The organism is Candidatus Kosakonia sp. 282A-S69, assembly GCF_029433855.1.
Lineage (GTDB): Bacteria > Pseudomonadota > Gammaproteobacteria > Enterobacterales > Enterobacteriaceae > Kosakonia > Kosakonia cowanii_A.
The window spans coordinates 2,914,955-2,925,439 of record NZ_JAROAU010000003.1 but is presented as its reverse complement, the minus strand read 5'-3'; the positions used below and the strand labels follow the sequence as shown (position 1 = coordinate 2,925,439).

The window sequence follows — 10,485 nt, the reverse complement described above, 5'->3', positions numbered from 1 at the left end:
CGCTACGCTTACCCGGCCTACAAACGGCTATGCAATTGAAATATGCATGGTTTACGTAGGCCTGATAAGGCGCAGCCGCCATCAGGCAAGATATAGCGCCCGGTTTTGGCTCTGCGGTGGCTGCTTGCCGGGTGGCGCTACGCTTACCCGGCCTACAAACGGCTATGCAATTGAAATATGCATGGTTTACGTAGGCCTGATAAGGCGCAGCCAGCATCAGGCAAGATATAGCGCCCGGTTTTGGCTCTGCGGTGGCTGCTTGCCGGGGGGCGCCACGCTTACCCGGCCTACAAACGGCTATACAATTGAAATATGCATGGTTTACGTAGGCCTGATAAGGCGCAGCCGCCATCAGGCAAAATCTCACTCGAACAGGTTGTGATGTAACTTCTGCACTACCTGTTCGGCCTCTTTTCCGGGAACGAGGAAGCAGAGATTATGGCTCGAGGCGCCGTAACAGATCATGCGGATATTGAACGGTTCGAGCACGCCGAACACCTCTTTGCCCACGCCGCACGCTTTTGACAAATCGTTGCCAATCAGCGCCACCAGCGCCAGATCCTCTTCCACTTCCACCCGGCAGAGCGCCGAAAGCTCCATCAACAGCCCTTGCGTCAGCAGCGTATCGCCCGTTGAAGTGGAACCGGTGGTATCCAGCGTCAGCGCCACGCTCACTTCCGAAGTCGTAATCAGATCAACCGAAATATTGTGCCGCGCCAGAATGCCGAACACTTCGGCGAGGAAGCCGCGCGAGTGGAGCATATTCAGGCTGTGCAGCGTGAGCAGCGTCTGCTTACGACGCAGCGCCAGTGCGCGGAACAGCGGTGGATTGGTGGTGTGATTGCACACCAGCGTACCACCCGCCTGCGGATCTTTGCTTGAGCCGACAAACACCGGAATATCACTGCGCACCGCCGGTAACAGGGTTGCCGGATGGAGCACTTTCGCGCCAAAGGTCGCCATCTCTGCCGCCTCTTCAAAGGCGATTTCATCAATGCGTTTTGCCGCTGGCACCACGCGCGGATCGGTGGTGTAAATGCCCGGTACATCGGTCCAGATATCGACGCGCGACGCGCTCAGCGCTTCAGCCAGCAAGGCGGCGGTGTAGTCACTGCCGCCGCGGCCCAGCGTGGTGGTGCGACCTTTCGCTTCGCTGCCGATAAAGCCCTGCGTGATCACCAGGCCCTCATTGAGGCGCGGGGCAAGCTGCTGCGTGGCAAGCGTTAAGAGGGTTGCCACGTCGGGCTCGGCGCGGCCAAAACGGTCACTGGTACGCATCACTTTGCGAATATCAAACCACTGCGCCTGCACGCTACGCTCGCGCAGCACTTCAACAAACAGCAGGGTCGACATCAGTTCGCCGTGGCTGACCAGTTCATCCGTCAGCGCCGCCGAGGTCGCCAGCGAGGCGGCTTCGGCGAGGGTAGTAATATTTTCCAGCAGGCGTTCGATCTCTTCGCGAATCACCGCCTGGCTGCCCATACGCTCCAGAATATCGAACTGAATTTTGCGGATGGCGTCGAGCTTGACGAAACGCTCGGTCGCTTCAAGACCTTCCGCCAGCGCAACCAGTAAGTTGGTCACGCCCGCCGAAGCGGAGAGCACCACCAGACGGACACTGTTATCGGAGAGCACCACGTCCGCACTGCGGTTCATGGCATCGTAATCGGCAACGCTGGTGCCGCCAAATTTAGCGACAACGAAACTTGACATAACTACCTCGTGTCAGGGGATATCATTTCAGCCATGGCACAAGGTAAAACCTTCGCCTTTCGCCCCACAGCGGTGGCCTGGGAAGATGAAACTGAAGCGTGCAGTTAACCTGCAAAAACATTCGCAAAACAGCGTATTTATAAATAAAGGCTGGGCGGGCACAGTGTCAACGTCGGGATTATGCGGATTTTTCATGCTGCTTTTGCTGTTAGTAAAATGGCTTATGTTGTGCTTGTTTTCAGTGTTTTTTGCCTGGGTTTTGCGCACATCGAGCGAACCTTTGACATAAAAACCATCACACCTTCCCCTCGCAGGCGCTACAATCGACGGCAGTCTCACTTCTCAAATCAGAAGAGTATTGCTATGAAAAACATCAATCCAACGCAGACTTCTGCCTGGCAGGCACTACAGAAACACTACGCTGAAATGAAGGACGTCACCCTTGCGGAGCTCTTCGCAAAAGAGGGTGACCGCTTTGACAAATTCTCCGCCACCTTCGACGATCTGATGCTGGTGGATTACTCCAAAAACCGCATCACCCAAGAGACCCTCGACGCGCTGCTGGCGCTGGCGAAAGAGACCGATCTGGCCGGTGCCATCAAATCGATGTTTTCCGGCGAGAAGATCAACCGCACCGAAGATCGCGCCGTGCTGCACGTCGCGCTGCGTAACCGTAGCAATACGCCGATTATGGTCGATGGCAAAGATGTGATGCCGGAAGTGAATGCGGTGCTGGAGAAGATGAAAAGCTTCTCTGAAGCGATCATCTCAGGCAGCTGGAAAGGTTACACCGGCAAGCCGATCACTGACGTGGTTAACATCGGTATCGGCGGCTCGGATCTCGGTCCGTTTATGGTGACCGAAGCGCTGCGCCCCTATAAAAATCACCTCAACATGCACTTTGTCTCCAACGTCGATGGTACCCACATCGCCGAAGTGCTGAAGAAAGTGAACCCGGAAAGCACCCTGTTCCTTGTGGCATCGAAAACCTTCACTACTCAGGAGACGATGACCAACGCCCACAGCGCGCGCGACTGGTTCCTGAACACTGCCGGTGACGAAAAGCATGTGGCGAAGCACTTTGCCGCGCTCTCAACCAACGCGAAAGCGGTGGGTGAGTTCGGGATTGATACCGCCAATATGTTTGAGTTCTGGGACTGGGTAGGCGGTCGTTACTCGCTGTGGTCGGCGATTGGCCTGTCGATCATCCTCTCCGTTGGCTTCGACAACTTTGTTGAGCTGCTTTCCGGCGCGCACGCGATGGACAAGCACTTCGCTTCCACCGAGCTTGATAAGAACCTGCCGGTACTGCTGGCGCTGATCGGCATCTGGTACAACAACTTCTTCGGCGCTGAAACCGAAGCGATCCTGCCGTATGACCAGTACATGCACCGTTTCGCTGCCTACTTCCAGCAGGGCAACATGGAATCTAATGGCAAATACGTTGACCGTAATGGCAACGCCGTGGATTACCAGACTGGCCCGATCATCTGGGGTGAGCCGGGCACCAACGGCCAGCACGCGTTTTACCAGCTGATTCACCAGGGAACCAAAATGGTGCCGTGCGATTTTATCGCTCCGGCCATCACCCATAACGCGCTTTCCGATCACCACCAGAAGCTGCTCTCCAACTTCTTTGCTCAGACCGAAGCGCTGGCGTTCGGCAAATCTCGCGATGTGGTTGAGCAGGAGTATCGCGATCAGGGTAAAGATCCGGCAACGCTGGGCCACGTGGTGCCGTTCAAGGTGTTCGAAGGCAACCGCCCGACCAACTCCATCCTGCTGCGTGAAATCACGCCGTTTAGCCTCGGCGCGCTGATTGCGCTCTATGAGCACAAAATCTTCACCCAGGGCGCCATCCTCAACATCTTCACCTTTGACCAGTGGGGCGTTGAGCTGGGTAAACAGCTGGCGAACCGTATCCTGCCGGAGCTGGGCGACGATCAATCCATCTCCAGCCACGACAGCTCGACAAACGGGCTGATTAACCGCTACAAATCCTGGCGCGGTTAACTGAGAGAGCGTCGCTTCGGCGGCGCTTTTTTTTACCTGCGCAATTATTCCCGCCGTGCCTTAAATATCCGCTACCTGTGCGAATCAATATATAAGTAATCCCAATAATGTTATTTCCGTTAGGGCTAATCAGGGCGGAATAGTCTCCTTTGCCGTGCGTAATATCATTCATCAGGTTTATCCGAAAATCAGGGCGCGCGCCGTAACGCTTGCTATCTATTTTAGGACTAGCCTTATTGTATGAATAATATGTGATTATTTATGTCTATGTTTTTTAAAGTATTTATAAAATTACCCGTTTGCTAAATATACGCTCCGGCTAATGTTCCTAAAAGGTTCCCCGCTATTTCCTGAGGCGTAATTCATCTGCTTTAGTTGTGTATACTCCCTATCGCCTGAATTTTTTCAGGTAAATCTCCATTCATTCAATGAAGGGAAATTGATATGAAAAAAGCTCTTTATGGCATTTTTGCCATAACCGCGCTTGCGGCGACGTCTGCTTTCGCTGCACCGGTGTTAACCGGTGACGCAGCAGGCTCGGCAGCGACCTCCGTTTCTGCAGGTAGCTCTGCAGCAACGAGTGCGAGCACCGTAGGGTCAGCGGTAGGTGTCGCTCTGGCGGCAACCGGTGGCGGTGATGGCTCCAATACAGGGACCACCACGACCACCACGACAAGTACTCAGTAATAGCGAGTGCATTAACTATAACCACACTTCGGTGTGGTTATTTCGTCCCTTTCGGAGAAGAGTCGTGAAGCGACCTGGTATCATTTTGATTTGCCTGCTCCTTCAGGCATGTTCTGGCCCGATCAAAGGCCTCGGGAATTCACTCTGGAATAGCGTATTTGGCACGCCGGGCGTGCAGCTTACCGATGAAGATATCCGTAATATGCCCTACGCCAGCCAATATATGCGGCTTAATAATGGCCCGCAGCTGTTTGTGGTGCTGGCGTTTGCCGAAAACGGGCAACAAAAATGGGTGACGCAGGATCAGGCTGTCATCGTGACGCAAAATTATCGCATCGTAAAAACCCACCTTGGCACCGATAACCTGCTTGATGTCACCAACCTGGCGGCAGACCCGCTGGCGAAACCTAACCAAATTACCGACGGCACCAGCTGGACACGCATGATGGGCTGGACCGAATACAAACAGGTGCGCTACGCCACTGCCCGCTCTCTGTTCCACTGGAATGGCACCGACACCGTGCAGTTGGGCAGCGACGAAACCCGCGTTCGCGTGCTGGATGAAGAGGTCACGACGGATCAAAAAAGCTGGCGCAACCGCTACTGGGTGGATGAGGACGGGGTGATCCGCCAGTCTGAACAGTATCTCGGCGCGGACTGGTTCCCGGTGAAAACCACGCTGATTAAGGCGGGCAAACAATGAAAACACGCGCGCTTCTGTTGATGCTTTCAAGTCTCGCCTCCCCGCTGGCGCTGGCGACCGGCAATGTTGATGTCTACACCGCTGGCGACAGCAAACCAAAAACCTTAACCAATGCCGAACATCTGGTCGATCTGGTGGGCCAGCCGCGGCTGGCGAACAGCTGGTGGCCGGGTGCGGTGGTCAGCGAGCGAAAGGCGGCGATCACCGAGCAGGCGCGCCATCAGGCGCTGCTGGCCCGTCTCGCCACGCGGGCCTCCGGGGAGGACGGGGATAGCGCTGCCGCCATTAACGGCTTACGCCAGCAGTTACAGGGAATAAAGGTTACCGGCAGGCAGCTTGTTGAACTCGACCCCGACTTTTTGCGCACGCATCGCCGCGCTAACCGGCCGCTGGTCGGCGACTACACCCTGTGGGTGGGGCCGCAGCCGACCACGATTACCGTCGTCGGGCTGGTGAGCCGCCCGGGTAAAAAACCGTTTACGCCAGAGCGTGATGTGGTGAGCTACCTCGACGAGATGGAGCTGCTGAGCGGCGCCGATCGCAGCTACGCCTGGGTGGTCTATCCCAACGGTAAAACGCAAAAGGTACCGGTGGCTTACTGGAACCGTCGTCACGTCGAGCCGATGCCCGGCAGCGTGATTTTCGTCGGTTTCGCACCGGGTTTGTGGAGCGATGAGAATGACGAACTCAATGCCGACATTCTCCAGTCCCTGACGCATCGGATACCGGAATAATAATGAAAAAATCGTTTGTTATTAGCATATTGGCGCTTGGCGTGAGCGCCGCTTGTCACGCAGAGTCCTGGCCGGAACCCATCGGGCCTTCGCAGTCAGATTTCGGCGGCGTCGGCCTGCTGCAAACGCCCACCGCGCGTATGGCGCCCGAAGGCGAACTGAGTCTGAACTACCGCGATAACCACCAGTACCGTTACTACTCTGGCTCGGTGCAGCTCTTCCCATGGCTGGAAACCACGCTGCGCTATACCGACGTGCGCACGCGAAAATATAGTTCGGTCGAAGCGTTCTCCGGCAACCAGACCTATAAAGATAAAGCGTTCGATCTGAAATTACGTCTCTGGGAAGAGAGCTACTGGCTGCCGCAGGTCTCCGTCGGCGCGCGCGATATCGGTGGGACGGGGCTGTTCGACGGCGAATATCTGGTGGCGAACAAAGCCTGGGGGCCGTTTGATTTCTCCCTCGGTATTGGCTGGGGCTATCTGGGCACCAGTGGAAACATTAAGAACCCGCTCTGTAGCTACAAGTCAGCCTGGTGCGAGCGTGATACCCGCTATAAGAAAGCCGGTTCGACGGATACCAGCCAGATGTTTCGCGGCCCGAGCGCGCTGTTCGGCGGCGTGGAGTACCAGACGCCGTGGAACCCGCTGCGCCTGAAGCTGGAGTATGAAGGCAACAACTATCAGCAGGATTTTGCCGGCAAGCTGCCGCAGCGCAGCAAAGTGAACGTCGGTGCCATCTATCGCGTGTCGGACTGGGCAGACATCAACCTGAGTTACGAGCGCGGCAACACCTGGATGTTCGGCTTTACTCTGCGCAATAACTTCAATAACTTGCGTCCTTCCTATAACGATAATCCACGGCCGAAGTATCAACCGCAGCCGCAGGACGCGATCCTGCAACACTCGGTGGTGGCGAACCAGCTGACGCTGCTGAAGTACAACGCCGGCCTCGCCGACCCGAAAATTCAGGTCAAGGGCGATACGCTCTATGTCACCGGCGAGCAGGTGAAATATCGTCATAACCAGGAAGGGGTTGAGCGCGCAAACCGTATCATCATGAATGATTTGCCGGACGGTATTCGCACCATCCGCGTAACGGAAAACCGCCTCCGTATGCCAGCCGTGACCACCGAAACGGATGTCGCCAGCCTGAAACGCCACCTCGAGGGTGAACCGCTGGGACAGGATACGGAACTGGTGCAAAAACGCGTCACGCCAATCGTGCCGGAGAAAACCGAGCAGGGCTGGTATATCGACCGCACAGCGTTCGACTTCCATCTTGATCCGGTGCTTAATCAGTCTCTCGGCGGCCCGGAAGGCTTCTACATGTATCAGCTCGGGGTGATGGCGACTGCCGACTGGTGGGTAACCGAGCATCTGCTGACCACCGGTAGCCTGTTCGGCAACATCTCCAATAACTATGACAAGTTTAACTACACCAACCCGCCGAAGGACTCCGCGCTGCCGCGTGTCCGTACCCGGGTGCGTGAATATGTGCAGAACGATGTCTACGTAAACAACCTGCAGGCCAACTACCTCCAGTACCTCGGCAATAACTTCTACGGTCAGGTCTATGGCGGCTATCTGGAGACCATGTACGGCGGCGCGGGTGCTGAGGTGCTGTGGCGTCCGGTCGACGGGCCTCTGGCTTTCGGCATTGACGCGAACTATGTGAAGCAGCGTGACTGGCGCAGTGCGCAGGACATGATGAAGTTCACCGATTACAGCGTGAAAACCGGACACTTCACCGCCTACTGGACGCCGTGGTTTGCCGATAATGTGCTGGTGAAAGCGAGCGCCGGGCAGTACCTGGCAGGCGATAAAGGGGTGACGCTGGAGGTGGCGAAACACTTCGACAGCGGCATCGTGGTCGGGGCGTATGCGACGAAAACCAACGTTTCCGCCGCGCAGTACGGCGAAGGGGATTTCACCAAAGGGGTCTATGTCTCTGTACCGCTGGATCTGTTCAGCGCCAGCCCAACCCGCAGCCGTGCCGCTATCGGCTGGACACCGCTGACGCGTGACGGCGGTCAGAAACTGGGCCGTAAGTTCGATCTCTACAGCCTGACCAGCGATAAGTCGGTTAACTTCCAGTAATCCAACGCCCTTCTCGCGCTGAGAAGGGCGCTGTTTTATAACCGGCGCAGCAGTCGCGCCGGGTTGCCTGCATAAATCCCTTTCACCGTAAGCGACTTCGTCACCACGCTGCCTGCGCCAATCACGCAGCCATCGCAAATTGAGACCGCCAGAATTGTCGCGCCGCTGCCAATAGATACCCCATTGCCAATCGTAATCCGTCCCCAGTTATTGCGATCGGCATCGGGCTTGCCGTCGCGAAACAGATCGTTGGCGAACATCACGCCGTGGCCGATAAAGCAGCCTTCGCCAATGGTGACGTACTCGCAGATAAAGGTGTGGGACTGGATCTTCGTGCCTTTGCCTATCTGCGTATTGCCCTGAATTTCCACAAACGGGCCGACAAAAACCTCATCCGCCAGCGTGCAGTCATACAGGTTAGCGGGATCATAAATCACCACATTTTCACCGCAGGTGACGTTGCGAACGGCGGCGTGGCGAAGAGAGGGGGTGCTCATGATGGCTCCTTAAAGCGGTTTCCCGAGAATATGCAGTGTGCTTTGTTGGGAAGGTGTGCTGAAGAGGGCGCTCTTGATAAAGGTGAACCCCTGGCGCTGATAGAAACGCTGCGCGTGCGGGTTGGCGTCCAGCACTTCCAGCCAGAAAAAGGTCTCGCCACGGCGTTGCGCCTCGCGCGCTATCTCATTGATGAGATGCTCGCCGTAGCCTTTTCCCGTCTCGCCAGGTAAGAGATAGAGTTTATGCAGCAGCGTGCCTGTCGGCCCATTATCGTCACTGGTGCAATGCCAGGTGACTTTGGCAAACCCCACCGGATCGGGATCGAAAGCAATAAACCAGTTTCCCGATTCGTTTTGCAGGCTCTGCTGCAGGGAGGGCAGAGCGTACTCCTGATGCAGAAACGCCTCCAGTTCACTTCTCTCATGCCATAAGTGCGCGAAATGGTGGGTGTAACTGTCATAGCCCATTTTGCTCAAGAGGGCGGCGTCGCCCATGCCCGCTTTACGTATCGTTGTCATCGCTGCTTAACCTCCCGTTTCGCTGATCCAGCGATACATCTCATCACGAGCTGTCACATAATCTAAGTAAAAAAAGTAGATCAAGATCACATTTACGCGCTATACAGAGCATCTCCGGACAATAAAGAGGTGCTGTTATGTCGTCACTTAATCACCCGCGCGTGGCGTTTGTTTCGACCATTTTGCAGGGTGTGCTCAGCCTGGGTCTGCTGGCGCTGGGTATTATCCTCATTGTCTTTCTTGGCAAAGAGACGCTGCATCTGGCAATTGCGCTCTTCGCGCCAGTACAAACCAGCAAATATGAACTGGTGGAAGGGCTGGTGGTCTACTTTCTCTACTTTGAGTTTATCGCCCTGATTGTGAAGTATTTTCAATCTGGCCTGCACTTCCCGCTGCGCTACTTTGTCTATATCGGCATTACGGCAATTGTGCGGTTGATCATCATCGATCATGAGTCACCGATGGATGTGCTGATCTACTCGGCGGCGATCCTGCTGCTGGTCATCACTCTCTGGATCTGTAACTCCCAACGCCTGCGGCGCGAATAAAAAAGGCGGCCCATTCAGGCCGCCGAAATCGAGGGTGCAGTGGCAATAACAACAAGAGTAAAGCAACGATGAAATTTAGCCTTTCACCCCACCGGCCGTCAGGCCATTGACCAGCCAGCGCTGCGCCAGCAGGAATACCAGGGTAATCGGGATGGCGGAGAGCACCGCCGCGGCGGCAAAATCGCCCCATAAGTAGTTCTGCGGGTTGAGATACTGCTGCATCCCCACCGCCAGCGTGTAGCTGTCAACATCGCGCAGCAGCAGCGAGGCGACCGGCACTTCGGTAATGGCCGCAATAAACGACAGAATAAACACCACCGCCAGAATCGGCACCGACAGCGGCAGCAGCACCAGGCGGAACGCCTGCCATGGGGTGGCGCCATCCAGCGAGGCGGCCTCTTCCAGCGAGCTGTCGATCGTTTCGAAATACCCTTTGATCGTCCAGACATGCAGCGCGATCCCGCCGAGATAGGCGAAGATCACTCCACCATGCGTATTCAGTCCAATAAAGGGAATGTACTGGCCTAAACGATCAAACAGGGCATAGAGCGCCACCAGCGACAACACCGCCGGGAACATCTGGAAAATCAGCATCCCTTTCAGCAGCGTCGCTTTACCGCGAAAACGCATACGGGCAAAAGCGTAGGCGCAGGTGGTGGAGAGCGCGACAATGCCGATAGCAGTAATCACGGCGATCTTCACCGAGTTCCACAGCCATAACAGCACCGGGAAGGGCGGAGGCGTCACGCGCCCATCGGCATGCTCAACGCTAAAGCCCAGCGCCAGCCGCCAGTGCTCCCAGGAGATACGCTCCGGGATCAGGCTGCCGGTGGCGAAGTTGCCTTCACGCAGTGAAATGGCGATCACCATCAGCAGCGGGAACATAATCGCGGCGATAAACAGCAGCAGAAACGCATGGGTGAAAAAGAGCCGCAGCTTTTGCGATTTCGCCTGCACCATAGCCATAGTTTT

10 protein-coding genes are annotated in these 10,485 nt (G+C 56.0%); 6 read left to right on the top strand and 4 right to left on the bottom strand.

The genetic code is table 11. The features are described from left to right. Positions 1 to 363: 363 nt before the first annotated feature. Positions 364 to 1,713 (bottom strand): lysine-sensitive aspartokinase 3, encoded by a 1,350-nt coding sequence (gene lysC, locus PU683_RS19195; RefSeq protein WP_277174139.1) that lies wholly within the window; start codon positions 1,711 to 1,713, stop codon positions 364 to 366. Positions 1,714 to 2,076: 363 nt separating this feature from the next. Here lysC and pgi point away from each other — a divergent pair, with 363 nt between their 5' ends. From pgi to PU683_RS19170, 5 genes are all read left to right on the top strand, one after another. Continuing rightward, positions 2,077 to 3,726 carry a glucose-6-phosphate isomerase gene (gene pgi / locus PU683_RS19190; protein ID WP_277174138.1) on the top strand — a complete coding sequence of 550 codons (1,650 nt, stop codon included), beginning with the start codon at positions 2,077 to 2,079 and terminating at the stop codon, positions 3,724 to 3,726. Between the two features lie 444 nt (positions 3,727 to 4,170). After that, positions 4,171 to 4,413: an exopolysaccharide production protein YjbE gene (gene yjbE, locus PU683_RS19185; protein WP_277174137.1), complete on the top strand. Its 243-nt coding sequence runs from the start codon at positions 4,171 to 4,173 to the stop codon at positions 4,411 to 4,413. A gap of 64 nt (positions 4,414 to 4,477) precedes the next feature. Next, complete coding sequence (locus PU683_RS19180; protein WP_277174136.1) at positions 4,478 to 5,116, top strand: YjbF family lipoprotein; 639 nt, start codon at positions 4,478 to 4,480, stop codon at positions 5,114 to 5,116. Next, positions 5,113 to 5,850 (top strand): capsule biosynthesis GfcC family protein, encoded by a 738-nt coding sequence (locus tag PU683_RS19175; protein ID WP_277174135.1) that lies wholly within the window; start codon positions 5,113 to 5,115, stop codon positions 5,848 to 5,850. Before PU683_RS19180 ends, PU683_RS19175 begins: the two co-directional genes overlap by 4 nt. Before the next feature lie 2 nt (positions 5,851 to 5,852). Continuing rightward, positions 5,853 to 7,949: a YjbH domain-containing protein gene (locus PU683_RS19170; RefSeq protein WP_277174134.1), complete on the top strand. Its 2,097-nt coding sequence runs from the start codon at positions 5,853 to 5,855 to the stop codon at positions 7,947 to 7,949. A gap of 35 nt (positions 7,950 to 7,984) precedes the next feature. Here the strand turns inward: PU683_RS19170 and PU683_RS19165 are convergent, their stop codons facing one another. Both PU683_RS19165 and PU683_RS19160 read right to left on the bottom strand, forming a co-directional pair. Then, positions 7,985 to 8,446 carry an acyltransferase gene (locus PU683_RS19165; protein WP_277174133.1) on the bottom strand — a complete coding sequence of 154 codons (462 nt, stop codon included), beginning with the start codon at positions 8,444 to 8,446 and terminating at the stop codon, positions 7,985 to 7,987. 9 nt (positions 8,447 to 8,455) lie between these two features. Continuing rightward, positions 8,456 to 8,965 (bottom strand): GNAT family N-acetyltransferase, encoded by a 510-nt coding sequence (locus PU683_RS19160; protein WP_277174132.1) that lies wholly within the window; start codon positions 8,963 to 8,965, stop codon positions 8,456 to 8,458. Between the two features lie 137 nt (positions 8,966 to 9,102). Between PU683_RS19160 and psiE the strand changes: the two genes are divergently transcribed. Further along, on the top strand, positions 9,103 to 9,513 hold the full coding sequence (gene psiE / locus PU683_RS19155) for a phosphate-starvation-inducible protein PsiE (RefSeq protein ID WP_277174131.1): 411 nt from the start codon (positions 9,103 to 9,105) through the stop codon (positions 9,511 to 9,513). Positions 9,514 to 9,588: 75 nt separating this feature from the next. On the opposite strand, the gene malG is transcribed toward psiE, so the two are convergent. After that, positions 9,589 to 10,479, bottom strand: a complete 891-nt coding sequence (malG, locus tag PU683_RS19150) for a maltose ABC transporter permease MalG (RefSeq protein ID WP_277174130.1) — start codon at positions 10,477 to 10,479, stop codon at positions 9,589 to 9,591. Positions 10,480 to 10,485: the final 6 nt, after the last annotated feature.

What these genes read in the sequence shown, in the direction of transcription:
- lysC (WP_277174139.1), bottom strand. Translation starts at nt 1,713, where the DNA reads ATGTCAAGTTTCGTTGTCGCTAAATTTGGCGGCACCAGCGTTGCCGAT.
- pgi (WP_277174138.1), top strand. Translation starts at nt 2,077, where the DNA reads ATGAAAAACATCAATCCAACGCAGACTTCTGCCTGGCAGGCACTACAG.
- yjbE (WP_277174137.1), top strand. Translation starts at nt 4,171, where the DNA reads ATGAAAAAAGCTCTTTATGGCATTTTTGCCATAACCGCGCTTGCGGCG.
- PU683_RS19175 (WP_277174135.1), top strand. Translation starts at nt 5,113, where the DNA reads ATGAAAACACGCGCGCTTCTGTTGATGCTTTCAAGTCTCGCCTCCCCG.
- PU683_RS19170 (WP_277174134.1), top strand. Translation starts at nt 5,853, where the DNA reads ATGAAAAAATCGTTTGTTATTAGCATATTGGCGCTTGGCGTGAGCGCC.
- PU683_RS19165 (WP_277174133.1), bottom strand. Translation starts at nt 8,446, where the DNA reads ATGAGCACCCCCTCTCTTCGCCACGCCGCCGTTCGCAACGTCACCTGC.
- PU683_RS19160 (WP_277174132.1), bottom strand. Translation starts at nt 8,965, where the DNA reads ATGACAACGATACGTAAAGCGGGCATGGGCGACGCCGCCCTCTTGAGC.
- psiE (WP_277174131.1), top strand. Translation starts at nt 9,103, where the DNA reads ATGTCGTCACTTAATCACCCGCGCGTGGCGTTTGTTTCGACCATTTTG.
- malG (WP_277174130.1), bottom strand. Translation starts at nt 10,479, where the DNA reads ATGGCTATGGTGCAGGCGAAATCGCAAAAGCTGCGGCTCTTTTTCACC.